The organism is Chryseobacterium sp. SIMBA_028 (assembly GCF_046535285.1).
Lineage (GTDB): Bacteria > Bacteroidota > Bacteroidia > Flavobacteriales > Weeksellaceae > Chryseobacterium.
On sequence record NZ_JAWRWZ010000010.1, the window covers coordinates 180990 to 197795 of the forward strand.

The following is a 16806-nucleotide window of genomic DNA, read 5'->3' on the forward strand; positions in this document are numbered from 1 at the left end:
AAGATAGCGTTCCTTATGGAACGCTACCAATTTACATACTTTATTTTATTCGGATAGAAATTGTTATAAAACTTTTCTTATTTAATAGCAACTTCATAAATCTTTGGCCAGTTCTTACCTGTTACCAGCATATTTTCTCCTTTAAAGGCAATTCCGTTAAGTACATCATCACTTCCCTTGGTATTTTGCTTCGCAATTTCTGTAAAGTCAAAAGTACCTACAACTTCTCCGTTAGCAGGATTAATTTTTAGGATGATTGGCTTTTGCCATACGTTGGCATAAAGAAAGCCATTGTGATATTCCAGTTCATTTAACTGATCATAGGCCTGAGCACTACCTGCCACAGCAATGTATTTAATCAGTTTTGAAGGATCATTCGGATCAAGGAAATATAAAAGTTTACTTCCGTCAGATGCAATTAGGTTTTTTCCATCATACGTTAGTCCCCAACCCTCACCCAATACATTCGGATAAGCGAATTCTGAAAGGAGTTTTAATGAACTTTTATCATAAACATACCCTTTCTTGCTCTGCCATGTCAGCTGATATACCTTGTCTCCTACAATGGTACTTCCCTCAGAAAAATCCTCTGCTGCCTGTTTAGTGGAAGCAAGTGGAGTTGTTGTACCCAATGTATATTTTAAGATTTGTGAAGAACCATTTTGCCCATCACTTTCATAGATTGTATTTCCCTCAGCCTGAAAACCTTGTACAAAATTCTTTGGATCATGTGGATATTCGGCCACGATCTGATAGGAAATATTTTTCTCAGGATTCTTTGCAAATACGTTGATTGTCGCATCCTGATTCAATATTTCTCCTCCTTTTGTTTTGATATTAAAAGTAACCGCGTTATCCCCTAGCGTGAAAAACTTCGGATCAATGGTTAGATCTGTTGTTTCTTTATCTCCAAAGCTGATGGTTACACTTTCTGCATTTTCTGTCACTTCTTTAGGAAGCTGTAGTTTATCACCAAAGTGATATCCCTTCGTTTCCATTGAATTATTATAGTTATTCAATGTATTAAGAATCTCTTTATCATTATTACAAGAAGCCAGTAATAAAATCGCTGCGAACCCTGCTATTATATTTTTTTTCATTGATATTCTAAATATTTCCCCAAAAATAGCAAATTTTATTCCGTATTGCCAATATTATCCCTCGGTTCGCCAAATTGTACTCTATATTCATTGTTATCATACATGGCAAACTCCCTTATTTCCCATTCAAAAGTTTCAATTTCATAACAGATTTTAGTTTTTGTTTTAAGCTCCTCCCCTAGTTCATCCACTTTGCCTGTATTGAAATAAAATGATCCCGTGAAGCCGATTGTAACCTGATTTTTATGTTTATTGGGGAGAGTAAGCATGATATATACCTCATTTTTCCGAAGTGAGACCGAATACTATTTCTCAACTCAAAGCCGAGAACCGGGATGTAAAACCCTATTGTTTCATCAGGTTTTTGTCCAAAGCATTGGACGAAGTCCGGTAAACCGACTCATGATACTTGTCGTTCAAAGGTATCTTTATGGATCTTCATATTGATTGAAATCCAAATTTCATTATCAATTTGGACTTCATTGTTAATATCCGGCTCAGCGATAAAACCTACTTTTTTATAGCATTCAATAGCGCCGGTGTTCCATTCATAGACATTGAGTTCTGCCAGATCTCTATTGAAATGACTAAATCCATATTTCAAGAGTTCATGCATCACTTTTTTACCATACCCTTTTCCCCGATTGTTTTCATCCCAAATCAAAATTCGACCCAGGAGAAACGTTTCTTCCTTTAAAAATATCTGAGCGTGACCAATGGTATGTTTACCAAGCAGATCAACTATTTTAAATAATGTTCTGTTTTCGTCAGACAAATCACCTGCAAGCTGATCTTCGGTGAGTGGAAAATGGTATTTAGGCCCGGCAAACTGAAGAAGTGTTCTTTCGTCCTTAATTTTTGAAATCAACGTCTGAACATCATCTATGGTAAAAGGCTGTAATTCTATCATCTTCTTATTTTTCTAAATATTCCTTTAAGCTTTGTCCTAAAATAGAGTTCCAGCCTCCTGTAAAGTTTTCTCTTGAAAAGCCATCTCCTAAATCCTTAAAGTTTTCAATATTCTCATGGATTAATTTTACTAAAGTCCCATCATCTTCTGGCTGTAAATCCCATGTTACAGTTGTTTTCAGCTCCGAAAAATCAGGGTAAGCCCAAGTGTGCATCAGTTTTTTATTGGGAACAATTTCAAGAATCTCACATTGATGATGGTATTTGTTCTCACCTCCGGGTTCATAGAAATTAAATATACTTCCTGCTTTCAATTCAAAATCTTGGATATCAAAATACCAGGATTTCATTTCATTTTGATTAGTCAATGCATTCCAAACTTTTTCAATTGGAGCGTTAATCTTGTATTGAACGGTGATGGGTGTATTCATATTGCTACAGTTTTTAATAGACTACTAAAGTGTTTTTAACCACAAATTGAAGACTCAACGAAGGTAAAAGTCACAAAAGATTTTAACACTTAAGCTATTTTAAAGTTAATATTCTTAGTATTGAAAAGGGTACATCAATTTTGAAAATCTATAAATTTTCACTTTGTGAACCCTGTGCAAGTTAACCTTAATTTTAGATTTAGTTAAATCCTCTTGTGACTTTTCCGGTATATTTTTTTATATATTCATATACCTTTTACAAAGCATTCAATATGGGATCAGTGAGAGAAACCAGTGATCTTCGCTTCATCAAAATCCAACTGCATTTCAATGGTTCTCATCACATGATCATCAAATATTTTCTCTCTTTTCATCCTGTGCAGTTCGTTTCGCTGAGCCTGGATAATCTGACGTAAGACATCTTTATTTTGATTAATAGCTGTCACATAATCTCCTGTGGAAGCCATACATTGAGCTTTATCTGCCATCAGCATCATTTCATTTTCGAGCTTATGCTTTTGATGGCGTACCAGGCTATTAGACACAGCCAGCTCAGAAAAATCATTGTCTAATTTATGCAAAGCTGTTTCCTTTAATTTACGCATCAGGATCACTTCTTGTTTTTCCTCCGGCAACTCACTTCCGGCGTCTTGTATATTCAATAGTTTTAGAATCGGACTAAGCAATAATCCCTGCCCAACCAGTGTAATCAATATAATAACGAAGGTTACAAATAAAATAATATTTCGGTGTGGAAATGCTTCCCCATTAGGCAGGAAAGCAGGAATTGACAATGCCGCCGCGAGTGAAACTACTCCTCGCATTGCTGCAAAACTGATAATAAAAGGTTCTCGCCAGTCTGGCTTGGGAGCTTTTAATCTCAATTCCTTGGAGCACAGTCTTGGAAAATACATTAGTGCATAACTGTATATTATTCGTGTTCCGATAATGGCCCCACCAATGACAACGCTATAGAAAATTCCTTCTGAGATGGTATAATCTTTAAGTCCCTCAACTACGATTGGCAATTCAAGACCGATCAGAATAAAGATGATGGTATTCATCAGAAATATCAGTACGCTCCATACGTTTCCGGATTGTATCCTTGAGGTATGGCTCAGATAGCAATGTGAGTTGTAGGACATCAATAGTCCTCCAGCCACTACAGCCAATACTCCTGAAAAGTGGAAATGCTCAGCTCCAACATACATGATGTAAGGAACAATAAGCGTAATAACAGTATCGATATTAGAGTTTGTAGGAATGATTCTCAACAATGCCCCAAAAGAAAATCCTACTGCTACCCCAATGGCAATTCCTCCAATGGCCATGGTAAAGAAGTCCTGAACAGCATCTCTCCAGATAAACTGTCCTGAAATGACCGCTGCCAGAGCAAATTTAAATACAATTAAACTGGATGCATCATTAATCAGACTTTCTCCTTCCAGGATATTGGTGATCTTTTTAGGAATCTTCATGTGTTTCAAGACTGAAGTAGCTGCTACAGCATCGGGTGGTGAATTTACACCTCCCAACAAGAATCCCATTGCCAACGTGAGCCCCGGAATAATAGAGGACGAAAGATAAGCAACCACTATTGACGTTAAAAACACCAATCCAAACGCCATGGAAAAAATCTGTTTTCTCCATTTATGAAAGTCCTGCCATGAGGTAAACCATGCTGCTTCAAACAAAATAGGAGGCAGAAAAATAAGAAATACGAGATCGGGCTCTATCTCTACACGAGGCATTCCCGGAACAAAGCTTATTAACAGCCCTGCAATCACAAGAAAGATTGGATAAGCCACCTTAAGTTTTTGTCCAATCATTACCAATATCATTACAGACAGTAATACTACAATGGATATTATAACATAGCTGTGAATCATTTTGATTTAGTTTTTTTAAGTATTATTTTTTTTGTTATTACGACTAAAAATTTCGAAAAAATTAGCTAAGGCAAATACTTTTTAAATTTAAACCTTATAGGCTTCTTTTTTATCTCACGCAGATTTACGTTAGACGATTCTTATTTTTTTATCTTTTAATGTTAAAGTACAATATTGTTTTTTGGAGTAATTGCTGGTGGAAGATCAGTTTCATCCAGCATATCTCTCATATCAATCTCTATGGTACGGCTGATTTGGGTAATAGGAACATCGTTTGGACTTCCTTCAAAAGGATTTACCGACGCCTCTCCTACACTATCCAGGGTATGAAAGCACCATGTTACCAGTAATGAGAAAGGAATATTAAACCAAAGTGTCCACCCCTCTACCATGGTTCCTTCTCCTAGTTTGTCAAATTCTTTTAATAACCCGAAGGGTACAAAAACAATGAACAATAACAAAAGATAGGTTGTAATGGAAGAAAAGTTTCTTGGATAAGGAAAGTTCTTAATTCTTTCTGCTTTTCCCTGACTATCGGTAAATTTCACCAATTGCTGGTTGATCTGCGTCCATTGAAAGTCATTAACTTCTCCTTTTTCATAAGCCTCAGACAATTCCTTGCTTTGACTGGCCATAAGTTGTGTTGCTCTATTTTTTTTACTTAATATATATTGAAGTTCTGGCTCAGAAAGGTATTTTTTCAGCTCATCATCGAGTTTTGAAAGTCGTTCCGGAATATCATATTTCTTGGCATATTCGTCAAACTGAGATGTCCCCATATTTTCCCAAGCCCTTGGTTCTCTAAGCTGAAATCTAAGGGCAGTAAGCCATGCATAATGACGGAGAAACATTGTTTTTACTTTATTTGAATCTTTGGCGGCAAGGGAATCTCTCAGAATATATCCGAAACTTCGGCTATCATTGATAATGGCTCCATAAATTTGTCTGGCTTCCCAGAGCCTGCTGTAACTGGCATTATTTTTAAATCCTACAATAAAGGCCACAGCAGTTCCCATGATAGCAATCGGCTGCCAGGGCACGGAAACGAATTTCAGACCTAAAAAATACAGAACTGTAGGAATGGCTGCCAAAAAAGTTAAGGCATAAATACTTCGCCGTGTCCAGCTGATAAACTCTCGCGATCCAAATCTTTTTCCTGAATGCATATGTGTTATTTTTTGTGTTAATTATGTAATGATGTTATTCGAATAATATTTTCCATCAGGGCATTCAGCAGAAACAGTGAGGATTAGTTTTTAGTAAACGGAATGTTGTTGTAAAAACCAATCTGAATCTGTCCTCTATTCCTGTTTTCCTGAATCTGGTTCATATATCCTGCTTCAATTCGCATGTTTTTATTGATGACATATCCCAGCGCTCCATATACTCTGTTTCTGTCAAAAACCGGACTGTTGAGATGCAGGAAAATTTCGTTGTATACGGATGCATACAATGTTTTCGGCAGCATTTCTTTTTGGGTGATCGGAATATTCAATCCTAACATATAACGGAATCTCATCCTAAAATCATCTTCCAGAAAACGCTCTTCCAAACGATACCGGTGTTGAAGATTAAAGCGTCCAAACTTCTGCTTGGTGATATACTGCTGGAATATCCTGTGCTCTATATTTTCTCTTTTTTCGCCGTTGGCGTAAGGCTGGCTCAGAATGAATCCGTATCCCAACAACACGTTATTGTTGTTTTCTGTAAGATCATATCCAATCCCTGTACGGATTAAAAGCTGTTCAAGATCTCCAATCCCATCAAAGTTTCTATATTGAACTTCATTGTGCCAGTTGAGTTTCTTACTGATCTTATTATTCCCAAAATACATATACCAGGCACCCAGATCACTTTTTTGTGCAAATGTAAAAACGGATCCCAAACCCAATACCGTAAATGCCAACTTCGTAAAAACCTTTCTCATGCTTATCAATTACTATTATCTATCGTTTTAAACAAAATTAATATTTTAAATCAATAATAGCAAGTGATATTTTAGGATGGGTTTAATAGAGGTTTTATATTAAGCCACTTTAAATCTGACACTTTAAGCCCTATCAACCGGGAATCTGCTCTATCAGGATATCTTTTCGTTCTTTATCAAAATAAGTACAGGTCATGCCATTCAGATTCATTACCCATCCTTCAATCCCGTTTTCTGCACAGTCATTGCAAAATGTCATGTAATCTGTTCCTCCTTGCTGATGGAGTTTTAATCTTATTTTAAAATGGTCAAGGTTTACCTTTTCGGAAACAATAAGGTTATCATATTTACGCCCTGTCTGGGCAGATTGATTATCAGTATCAAAGTATTCCGTATTTCCATCACCAACATAGGCCGTATAGTGAGAAACGCCCAGTTTTTTTATTGCTTTGATGTATTGAGGAAAGTCAGCACCACTTTTTACTTTTTGATGTGCTGCTGTAATGTCGTTAATTGTAAATTTCATCTTTTCTATTTTCTATCGGTTAGTCTTTTACTTCAAAATGAAGACTAATTTAATCAGAAAATATCAATAAAATTTAATCGAGTCTGCCTTTTAGGTAATTTGTATCTACAATTTTACTTTCAATAGCGTACACTACCAGACCGGCTGTATTTTTAGCTCCTGTCTTCAGAAGGAGATTATTACGGTGTCCTTCTACGGTTCTTGAACTTATAAAAAGTTGCTCTGCAATTTCAGGGGTGCTGTATTGTTGACAGATCAGTTCCAATACTTCCTTTTCTCTTTTAGAAATGTGATTGGCATCAAAGATACTGGAAACCCTCTTCTTAGGCTCAGTCAAATTCTGATGCAAAGCTTCCATTACTTCGATATTATAATAAAATCCTTTTTGGTGTACTTCTTTAATAGCATTAACCAATTCTGAGGGATTTGAATTTTTTTTCAAAAAAGAACATGCCCCGGACTGGATCATATTGACAATAAAAGCTTTCGTATTATAGCTGGTAAGGGCTATAATTTTGACCTGGGGATATTTGATATGGATCTCTTTCGTGGCTTCTACTCCGTTAACTTCCGGCATATTGAGATCCATCAATATAACATCCGGTAACTTTTCAAAGGTAATAAATGCATCCAGCAATTCTCTTCCATTACTGAAGTCACGCACCAGCACAATGCCTTTTTCTCTCTCTATCAGCAATGAAATTCCTTGACGAAACAGTGCTTCATCATCTACAATCATCAGGTGAATGGTATCTTTTTCCATCTTATAATCAATTAAAATGTAAACTCTACGATAATTCCTTTGCTGTTTTCACTTTCCATCTTCAATGTACCATTGATAAGTTCTACCCTACTTCTTATGTTCCGTAATCCCAACCCTCCTTTCATTACATCCTCATTGGGACTAAATCCTTTACCATTATCTTTATAAATACATATATTTTTCCCATCCTTTCCTTTAAATACGATGTCAATATGAGTACTTTCCCCGTGTTTTATAGAATTATTGATCAATTCCTGAAGTATCCTAAAGATATGCAAATTTTTTTCATCTTCAGCTTTTGCAAAATACAGGTTGTTGGCGTAAGAAATTTGCACTGTTTTAGACATGTTGATTTCTGAGCACAATGCATCTATGGCTGCATGCAATCCAAATTTTTCGAGAATCGGAGGAAGTAGGTCATGAGAGATCTGCCTGGCGCTTTCTGCTGTGGTATTGATAAGATTGATGATTTTATTTTTCAGTTCATTATATTCCTCCTTTGTTAGAGTATCAAAGTCCAGCAGATGGATATGCAAAGAAACTACACTCAGTTTTGAGCTGATATCATCATGCAGGTCCTGAGCAATCCGTAACCGTTCTTTTTCCTGGGAACTTATAATGGCATGGGTGAGGTCTTTCTCATACCTGAGTTCCAGTTCTTTCTTTTGAAGAAGATTCTTTGTTATTTTTTTATTTGAAAAATAATAGAATATGACCAACGTAACCGCCAGCAAAGTAAAAGCCAAAAAGGTATATACTATAGTGGAAATAATTGTATTTTCATTCATATTGTAAGATCATAACAGTAATTACACATTTTTTCTGCGGGAAAAAAAGTACTCGGCAAAAATAAAAAGTTGATAAATGATAAACATCACCACATTGAAAACCCAGATTTCTCTGTGCAGATTTGTATTCATTACCGTATAGAGATTTCCGGATAGGAATATCACCGTACTGCTTATCAGGTACAGCAAAAGCCCAAGGCTTATATAGTTGTATTTCTTTTCAATATCCAATATATTGTATAAATGAAACAATGCCAGAATAATAAGAGAATAGGACGTCACAAATATTTCAAATAAGTTAAATACATAATATTTCTCCGGATCTATTATATACTGCACGATTAGAACCGAAGGGATACCCACTAAAAGGAATCGTGCTATATTTTTTTGATATTTTTCAGTTAAAATTTCATGAAAAAAAAGACCCAGCAACAAAAACTGAACAATCAGATAATAATGAGAAAAAAACAGATTATTGATCCTCTGATAATTTAAAACATAAAATACTATTTCGCAGATTAATATCCACGCCAGATAGCTTATAAAAAATGCATAGGCTCTTCCAGAATGGGAAAAGCCTATACAGTATACTGCCAGATTGATAAGCAGAATGCCTTTTCCAATTAATGACAATATTTCAATCCAATGATCCAATGATCTATAGTTTTAGATTATTACTCCCACCATGGTTTACCTTTTGAGCATACGCTTGGGCATGGTGTAGTCATATCATAGACATAATCTCCGTTATCATAGTTCACTATATCATACCCTTCACTATTTACCCCTACCATTAGAAATTTGTATACTCCATCATCGTCAATCGCATTATATCCCCGATAGTTTTCAAATCCTTTATCTTTATAAAAAATATCAAACACATCTTTTGAGGGGATCATGTGCGCTTTTATTTCAAGTCCTGAAGTTAATTCTTTTACCTGCCATCTTATAATCCATCTTTTGGCCTCTTCAAATGACACTGCATGTTTAGGTAATTCCATAGGTATTTGTTTTAAATGTTATAGGTTTTGTATAAAATGAAGTTATGAAAAAAACAAATTATATACTCAAAATAAATTTATTTTATTTTCAATAGCATCAATCTCATCTATTTTATTCAAAAATAAAACAATATGAATAACCAGAAATACGTATTTCTACCTGTTTTACAATTCGGAATTTAATACGCTGTTTTCATCTGTTATTTCACCGTTACTTTGGGGTATTATTTAAAGTGATACCAACACAGAGAGCCCCACAACACTCCTGACATTCTGATATCTTCTATATCTATTTTAAAAAATACTCACTATAAGAAATCTACATCATGAAAAAAATTATCCTTTTTACAATTCTTATCTTTTTAAGTAAGATCGTAGACATCAGTGCACAAACAAGCACTATTACTTTTGAAAATACAGTTAATGGCAGCACAACTTTTACCGATAATAGTTATACTTTCAATATTGTTTCACAAGCAGGTTTTTTTAAAGTACAGAAAAACTACCCAGGTACCGGCTGGAACGGAACAGCCAATGATAATGCCTATATTGATAATACAGGAAGCACTAATGTCAATTCACCATCTTTCAGTGTTAAGAGCAATTCTTCATTTAAAGTATCAAAATTTTGGGTGTTCTTAAGCAATACTGCATTAAACCAATCTACCTCATCGGGAACGTTGATCATTACAGGAAAATTAAGCGGAGTTACAAAGTTTTCCACCACCAAAACTTCCGGTTTCAATACAACATTCAATGCTACAACAGGAACAACAGGCAATTTCAATGGATTTACATTGATTGATCTTACGAATCTTAATAATCAGAATTACAGCAATATAAGTATTGACGAGATCCAACTGCAATCAACCGGCGGTTATCTTTATATGTGTCTGGATGCATTTACGTGGTCAAAAGCTCCAACATTAGGAACTGTAGAAATTCTGTCCCAAAAGAAGACAAGTGTTTACCCTAACCCTTCTTCCGGAGTTTTCTATATGAATCTTGAAAAAAACAGTAAGATTACTTTATATGATCAATCGGGAAAACTTGTGAAATCAACAGAAGCTGTTAAAGGAGACAATAAGATTGATATTACTCAACTGCCCGATGGAATTTACCTCATGAGATCCGAATCAGAAAGCTATAAAGTTATTAAAAAGAATTAATCTTATTATTCAGTAAAGCAACCCACAACAGGTACTAAAAAAACCGACAGATGTCTGTCGGTTTCGTTATTTTTTAACCAAAATCAGTTTTATGGATGCTGCTGCATTTTGGCAGGATCATCATAGTTTACCATCCAGTTGATTCCGAATTTATCGGTAAACATTCCAAAATAAGCTCCCCAGAAAGTATCTGCCATTGGCATTGTGACCTGTCCGCCATCAGAAAGGCCATTGAAAATTTTTCCTGCTTCTTCTTTGGATTCTGCATTTACAGAAATAGCAAAATTGTTTCCGGCCTGAAAGCTAGATGCCCATTCTCCGCCGGTGTCACTCCCCATTAATATTGTTTCTTTTGAAATTGGAAGACTTACATGCATTATCCTGTCCTTATCTCCCTCAGAGGTTTCTTTTCCCTCCATGGGAGGCATTTCTCCAAAAGTTCCGATGTAAGGATATTCTCCTCCAAAAACTGACTTATAGAAGTCGAATGCTTCCCTACAGTTTCCATTGAATGTTAAATAAACGTTTACTGATGCCATGATTGTTTTTATTAGTTAAGTTTTAATGAGTTTTATTGTAAGCAGATCTTTATCTGTGTTGGTCTATTAAAATCATGTTTCCATCCGGATCTTTCAAGTAGATATGTTCCGGTCCTGAAGTAGTTTCATCAGCTTCCTTATCCATTTCAATCCCATCTTTCTTTAAACGCTTCTGAATCTCACGTACATCATCAAAGGATTCAAGATTATGTGCATTTTGATCCCATCCCGGATTGAAAGTAAGCATATTTCCGTCAAACATTGCCTGAAACAGACCTATCAGGGTAGATCCGTTTTTCATGATCAGGTAGTTTTGCTCCGTACTTCCTGCCATTGTTGTAAAGCCCAGTTTTTCATAAAAATCATTGGACTTTTGAAGATCTTTTACACTTAAGCTTATTGAAAATGCTCCTAGTTTCATATGTATTATTTAAAATTGAGGTTTAGCGTTAGGTCTAAAAAGGTTAGTTCCTTTTTAGTAATTATTGTTTTTATGAGTAAGATTATTCGATACGGATAACACGACTAATGATATGGGTTTACTTTTCTTCTGATTACTGATTTTTCAAATGAGTTTTGAATTCCAAAGTTCCGTCATAGCTTTTCCAATCGCCAATAAGTTCTATATATTGCCCTTCGATTTTCTCTGTTTTCTTATTCCATTTGAAATTATAAACAAATCGTCCCTTAAAGACTCCTGAATGTTTTCCTTTACTCTCTTCAGCCAATTCATATTCCCCAAATACAGTTCCCTGTCTTTTGGAGTCTTTATATTTTGAAATGGTAATTTTCCCCTCAAGTTTTGCATAATTGGTATCTACAAGGGAATATCCTGAAACAAAATACTCCTGATCATTCTTTCTATTCTGTTCAGAAATATTGATTTTAAGTTTCAGTTCCTGTCCCTTATTTCCAATCGTGCCAATATAGGGTTTGCTGTTATTCAGCCATGCATTTGAAATATCCGGCATCTGCCCCAAAACAAAATTGGCAGCCAGCATAAAGAGCAATAAAAGTTTTTTCATATAGTGTTTTTTAAACGCCAAATTGTGCCAGGTGATGGTTAAGATGCTTTGCAAACATATTATTCCATTCCTGAGCATTTAATTTCCCGAAAGAAAAAGACTCTTTACCATCAAAAGCTTCTGCTCCTAGCTGTTGAGTCTTTTGAATAAAACCAATCAGTCTTATTTTTTCTTCTTCAAAGTTCTTTCTTCCTGTTATTAAAAACTGAGGTGCAGTGGGAGAATCCCTTGAGTATGCTTTTTCACCTACCACCTTAGGCTTCACAAAGGTCTTCAGAATAAATTTTGCGATGGATCCCGGTTTTTTATGTTTTTCCGGTTCGTATATCATTTCATAGGTTACAGAACAGTGAGCCAACATCTGATCCACTGTCATTTTTCCCCATAATCCATGCGTGTCTTCTATAAGTCTGTTTATTCTATCAATATAGTTTTGAGCATCTTTTGCGTCAAATACATTTTCCATATACTTTCTAAATTAACTAAAGACAAATATATCAGTTTTTTCGTTTGATTTTATATTGGAATAAATATTTCGTTCCCAGGTTTTGGGTTCGTTTTTGAAAATTCGAAAGTAAGAGGATTTTATAAATCTGGCACACCAGAATAAATGAGAATAAATCTATAGTGATTAGCCATAGTGTTTGCATTCTCATCTTTATTTTCTACAAGGGAAACTGTTCTATATAACCATTCACACCTTTCAGAAAGGGTGGCAAATCGAAGATTTCGCAGATGGTTTAAGGTATTGTTGTTCTCTCCTAAATATATTGTATAAATAGGTTACTCTTCCTTAGAATTTTCCTCCATTGCAATTTCTTGTGGAGCTGCTTTTTTAAAGATAAACCAAAGCTTGATCTTTAAAGCAATCCATCCTATAATGGCATACACAACCAGAAGAATACTTAAGTGTTCCAAATATGGGAAAGTAAGTTCTACAGATCCTTTTTGAATCAATAAGATTTTAAAAGCCTGTAAAAAGGGAGTTAACGGAATGATATTGGCGATAAACTGAACAAATGCAGGCATCGCACTTAAAGGCCATGTAAAACCACTGATGATAAAGGCGGGAGATGCTATTACCATAAGGATCTGGGTTGCTTTCAAGGCATCCGGAATCAATATACTTATAAATACACCAAGGAATGATGCTGAACCTACAAAAACGGCTGTCAGAAGAATAAAGTTAAGGATTCCCTCCGGCATCGGAACCCTGAAAATCATATGCATAAAGTAATAGATGCCTACAATCAGAATGGAAGATATCCAGATTGGGATTACCTTGATCAGCATGGTTGGGAATGCCCATTTTTTCATTTTCTTGTATTCCTTTACAAAAGATCCTCTTTCAAATTCGGCGGCAAAGCTTACTGCCATTGCCAACAAAATAACCTGTTGTAATACCACAGCCAGCATTGCAGGCCACATAAAGATAAGGTAGTTTCCGGTGGTATTGAAAAGAGTAATATAATTGGCTTTGAAAGGTTCATATTGTGTAGCAGCCTTTGCTGCAGGCATTCCTGCTTTTTGCAATGCCTTTATGGATGCTCCGGCAGAAAATGTTCCTATGGTAAGTTGTAATGCCTTGGAAGCAAAATTAGCCGTCAAAACGTTTCCTGTATTGATGTAAACATTCAGTTCAGGGTATTTTTTCTGAAGCATATCTCCTTCAAATCGAGATGGAATGATCACAACAGCTGCTGCTTCATGCTTAATCACTTCATCTTTTATGCTCAATGGCTCCTGAACATATTTGATAATGCTGATGCTTTTATTGTCATCCAGCATTTCTGTTAATTGGTTTGACAATGGCGTATTATCCCTGTCAATAACCAGTACAGGTGTATTTTCCACTTTTCCGCTTTTGTAGACAAACCCCAGCAAGGTTGCATAAAAAACCGGTGCCAAAAAGAACACGGTTCTTAAGGTAGAATTGCCGATAAAAAGCTTGAACTCACGTTTTAAAAGACGGAAAAATTCTTTCATCTGTATATTTTAATATTTTAAATGCCAGATGGAGCTTCATTCATATTTTTTTATGAAGAAAAGGAACCATCATGTTTCGTTTCAGATTATTTCAGGATAACATTAGCATTAACCAAAAGGCTTTTAGCTTTATTCATATCCTTAGGTTTTACCTTAATTTCGTAGATAGCATCCTGCAGCTGATAGTCGGGGTAAGCAGTGGTAATATCTGCATACCTTGTCAACTGCTTGATGTAAACAACGCTTCCCTCCAGATTCTCTTTGTTATAAACCACCTGCATATTGACATTCTGCCCTTTTTTATATTTTGAAATAGCACTTTCAGGAACGGTAAATCTGAAATAGGTACTTTCAGGAATGTACCCGTTGAATAATGCAAAACCTGCCGTTGCCAGTTCGCCGGTATTCAAACTTATGGTTTCTATATCCATATCATTGGTCGCAATAATGTACCTTTCAGAGTATGCTACATTCGCTTCCTGTAAAGCTCCCTTAGCCTGAGAGGCCTGCCCTGCCGCCATTTCCACCTTTTCAAAACGGGTTCCTCTGTTCACGTCATCCAATTCTGCCACCACAGCATCATACTGAGCCTTTGCCCCTTGAAGTTTTGCATACACCTCATCGTGGGCCTGAGGAGACATTAAGCTGTCACGGAACATATTATTGGCTCTTTTGTAGGATTTCTGTGCAAAGTCATATTGCTCTTTCAGTCCTTTATATTTTGCCTGAAGTTGTCTCAGCTGATCTGGTGTCGCTCCATTTTTAGCCATTTGTTCCTGGGCTGTAGCAGCATTTACGGCACCTTGAGCCTGTGCTATTTTAGCAGAAACCTCCGGAACATCAAGTTGTGCCAGTGTATCTCCTTTTTTCACAGTTTGTCCTTCAGAAACGTATATTTTTAAAATTCTTCCGGTAACCTTTGGGGCAAACGAGATTACATCCTTTTTGGTCTTTCCTTCCGGTTCCTTTATTTTCTCATTTTTTTTGTCGCAGCTTCCCAATAAAAACAGAGAAGCAATGAGTATAGATATATTTTTATGCATCATTTTAATTTTTAAGGGATTAAATAAAATTTGGTGATATCCAGCTCCTGAGTCGCCCTCATCAGTTCTATTCCCGCTCTTCTCTGGTTAAAAATTGCGTTCTGGTAATCCAGTTCTGCTGCTTCGAGGTCATTTTCGGCATCAATAAGCTGTGATGACTTGCTCATTCCGTATCTGAATTCTTTTTCAGCCTGTACCAATGCACTTTTTGCCAATTCTTTTTGCTTGGCCTTTAGTGTAATTTGTGCAGTAGCAATATCATAATTGGTTTGATTATTCGCCAGATTCAGGGTTAACTTTTTCAATGCATCTTCTTTCTGATTCTGCAATACTTCTTTTCCAACCTTGGCCGTTTCTTCAGCATGCTTACCCTCTTTTCCGTCAAAAATTTCCCATTTGAATCCAACTCCTGCGGTAATTAATGGAAAAACATTAATGTTATTAGGACTCCAGTCCAGCTTTTTACCCTCATATCCAAGTACGGGAACTGCCGGAACTACATTTTCAGAGCTCTTAATTCTGTTTCCATAAAGCCCGATATAGTATGCAGAAGCCATCAGCTGAACCTTGGGAATCATCCACGTTTTTTCTGCCTTTATTTTATAATTTGCGGCATTAATTCCATGTTCCAGAGCACGAATTTCAGCTCTTTGCTCTATTCCTTTTTCTGCAGCAAGCAATTCTACAGGCGACAATACCGGATCTATCATTCTTAGACGATCTCTACTGATTCCTGTTAAAATATAAAGCTGGGTAAGAAGCAGTTCTTTTTTCCCTTCATATTCTACCACTTTTGCATCTAAAGTTGCTTGGGCCAGTTCTATTTTTTTATGATCGTAAGGAGTAATTAAGCCATAACCTAATGCTTTATCCGCGGTCTTTTTGTTAATGTCAAGTCTTTTTTTACTTTCGTCAAGAACCTTTTTAGACTGATGGATCAATGCCAGCTGATCGTAGGCTCTGGAAATAGTAGCCATAACCTCATCCCTGGTTTTTTCCAAGAGGATATCCTCAGACTTTTTCTTTTCTTCAACTGCTTTTTTAAGGTATTTCACCTTACCTCCGGAATACAGAAGCATTTTGGCATCTGCCTTGGCAACGCCTGAAAATCCGGATACATTGAAGTTATTATTGAAAGTTCCCTCGGGGATATTAATAAAAGGAGCCAGATTAATTTCTGGTGACGTTAGTCTTGCAGTTCCGTTGAGATAACCCGCTTTACCACTTAATTCCAGCGTTGGAAGAAAGATATCTTTTAGTTTATGCTCGTCGAGATCGGTAAGTTTATTTTGGGTAATCTGCATTTTAAGATTCGAGTCCCGAACCATAGCACTATCCAGAAGTTCTTTAAAATCCGGCGCAGACTGTGCCCAGCCAAAAGCAGGAAAAGCAAAAAAACTAAACGTAAAAATCAATAAATTGTTTTTCATGGTTTATGTTTATAACAAATATAATGCAAAAATTGTTAAAATACCCACAGATTAGCAAATATAAACATGTATTTACAACAAGTTTAAAATACGTTTAAGTATAAAGCTCTTTAAAATAAAGCCTTATCAAAACCGTTTAAATCTTAATTAAAAACTAAAAAAATTGAAAAAAAATTTAACTCCACTTTTACTTATTTTCTTTTGTATTCTCTCAACCCGGAAAACAGAAGTCTTATTGTGTAAGATTAAATAAATACTAAGCATTGGTCATTAATGATTA

General features: G+C 35.8%; 20 protein-coding genes. 1 reads left to right on the forward strand and 19 read right to left on the reverse strand.

From position 1 onward, the window contains the following. Positions 1 to 77 precede the first annotated feature (77 nt). From SCA31_RS14925 to SCA31_RS14980, 12 genes are all read right to left on the reverse strand, one after another. Complete coding sequence (locus tag SCA31_RS14925; protein WP_410697753.1) at positions 78 to 1100, reverse strand: glutaminyl-peptide cyclotransferase; 1023 nt, start codon at positions 1098 to 1100, stop codon at positions 78 to 80. Between the two features lie 35 nt (positions 1101 to 1135). Continuing rightward, on the reverse strand, positions 1136 to 1369 hold the full coding sequence (locus SCA31_RS14930) for a hypothetical protein (RefSeq protein ID WP_410697754.1): 234 nt from the start codon (positions 1367 to 1369) through the stop codon (positions 1136 to 1138). A 131-nt stretch (positions 1370 to 1500) separates the two neighbouring features. Next, a complete protein-coding gene (locus SCA31_RS14935) occupies positions 1501 to 2010 on the reverse strand; it encodes a GNAT family N-acetyltransferase (RefSeq protein WP_410697755.1) in 510 nt (169 codons plus the stop codon). A 4-nt stretch (positions 2011 to 2014) separates the two neighbouring features. Continuing rightward, positions 2015 to 2440 carry an SRPBCC family protein gene (locus SCA31_RS14940; RefSeq protein ID WP_410697756.1) on the reverse strand — a complete coding sequence of 142 codons (426 nt, stop codon included), beginning with the start codon at positions 2438 to 2440 and terminating at the stop codon, positions 2015 to 2017. Between the two features lie 278 nt (positions 2441 to 2718). Next, on the reverse strand, positions 2719 to 4329 hold the full coding sequence (locus tag SCA31_RS14945; protein ID WP_410697757.1) for a Na+/H+ antiporter: 1611 nt from the start codon (positions 4327 to 4329) through the stop codon (positions 2719 to 2721). Positions 4330 to 4490: 161 nt separating this feature from the next. Then, positions 4491 to 5495, reverse strand: a complete 1005-nt coding sequence (locus SCA31_RS14950) for a bestrophin family protein (RefSeq protein ID WP_410697758.1) — start codon at positions 5493 to 5495, stop codon at positions 4491 to 4493. Positions 5496 to 5578: 83 nt separating this feature from the next. Then, positions 5579 to 6256, reverse strand: coding sequence for a DUF2490 domain-containing protein (locus tag SCA31_RS14955; RefSeq protein ID WP_410697759.1), 678 nt, complete (start codon positions 6254 to 6256; stop codon positions 5579 to 5581). A gap of 133 nt (positions 6257 to 6389) precedes the next feature. Beyond that, complete coding sequence (locus tag SCA31_RS14960; RefSeq protein ID WP_410697760.1) at positions 6390 to 6782, reverse strand: DUF1398 domain-containing protein; 393 nt, start codon at positions 6780 to 6782, stop codon at positions 6390 to 6392. 73 nt (positions 6783 to 6855) lie between these two features. Continuing rightward, entirely contained in the window at positions 6856 to 7545 is a 690-nt protein-coding gene (locus tag SCA31_RS14965; RefSeq protein ID WP_410697761.1) for a response regulator, read from the reverse strand. Between the two features lie 11 nt (positions 7546 to 7556). Then, on the reverse strand, positions 7557 to 8333 hold the full coding sequence (locus tag SCA31_RS14970; protein WP_410697762.1) for a sensor histidine kinase: 777 nt from the start codon (positions 8331 to 8333) through the stop codon (positions 7557 to 7559). A 21-nt stretch (positions 8334 to 8354) separates the two neighbouring features. Then, complete coding sequence (locus SCA31_RS14975) at positions 8355 to 8987, reverse strand: hypothetical protein (protein WP_410697763.1); 633 nt, start codon at positions 8985 to 8987, stop codon at positions 8355 to 8357. A 20-nt stretch (positions 8988 to 9007) separates the two neighbouring features. Further along, positions 9008 to 9334 (reverse strand): hypothetical protein, encoded by a 327-nt coding sequence (locus tag SCA31_RS14980; RefSeq protein ID WP_410697764.1) that lies wholly within the window; start codon positions 9332 to 9334, stop codon positions 9008 to 9010. Positions 9335 to 9660: 326 nt separating this feature from the next. On the opposite strand from SCA31_RS14980, the gene SCA31_RS14985 reads away from it, so the two are divergent. Continuing rightward, positions 9661 to 10503, forward strand: coding sequence for a T9SS type A sorting domain-containing protein (locus tag SCA31_RS14985; protein WP_410697765.1), 843 nt, complete (start codon positions 9661 to 9663; stop codon positions 10501 to 10503). Between the two features lie 89 nt (positions 10504 to 10592). On the opposite strand, the gene SCA31_RS14990 is transcribed toward SCA31_RS14985, so the two are convergent. The 7 genes from SCA31_RS14990 to SCA31_RS15020 form a co-directional block, all read right to left on the reverse strand. Then, positions 10593 to 11042 carry a VOC family protein gene (locus SCA31_RS14990; protein WP_410697766.1) on the reverse strand — a complete coding sequence of 150 codons (450 nt, stop codon included), beginning with the start codon at positions 11040 to 11042 and terminating at the stop codon, positions 10593 to 10595. 49 nt (positions 11043 to 11091) lie between these two features. After that, positions 11092 to 11463, reverse strand: a complete 372-nt coding sequence (locus SCA31_RS14995; protein ID WP_410697767.1) for a VOC family protein — start codon at positions 11461 to 11463, stop codon at positions 11092 to 11094. 133 nt (positions 11464 to 11596) lie between these two features. Next, complete coding sequence (locus tag SCA31_RS15000) at positions 11597 to 12067, reverse strand: hypothetical protein (protein WP_410697768.1); 471 nt, start codon at positions 12065 to 12067, stop codon at positions 11597 to 11599. Between the two features lie 10 nt (positions 12068 to 12077). Beyond that, positions 12078 to 12533 (reverse strand): DUF1569 domain-containing protein, encoded by a 456-nt coding sequence (locus SCA31_RS15005; RefSeq protein ID WP_410697769.1) that lies wholly within the window; start codon positions 12531 to 12533, stop codon positions 12078 to 12080. Positions 12534 to 12850: 317 nt separating this feature from the next. Continuing rightward, positions 12851 to 14053 carry an ABC transporter permease gene (locus SCA31_RS15010; RefSeq protein WP_410697770.1) on the reverse strand — a complete coding sequence of 401 codons (1203 nt, stop codon included), beginning with the start codon at positions 14051 to 14053 and terminating at the stop codon, positions 12851 to 12853. Between the two features lie 86 nt (positions 14054 to 14139). Then, positions 14140 to 15096: an HlyD family secretion protein gene (locus tag SCA31_RS15015; protein ID WP_410697771.1), complete on the reverse strand. Its 957-nt coding sequence runs from the start codon at positions 15094 to 15096 to the stop codon at positions 14140 to 14142. Between the two features lie 11 nt (positions 15097 to 15107). Next, entirely contained in the window at positions 15108 to 16526 is a 1419-nt protein-coding gene (locus SCA31_RS15020; RefSeq protein WP_410697772.1) for a TolC family protein, read from the reverse strand. Positions 16527 to 16806: the final 280 nt, after the last annotated feature.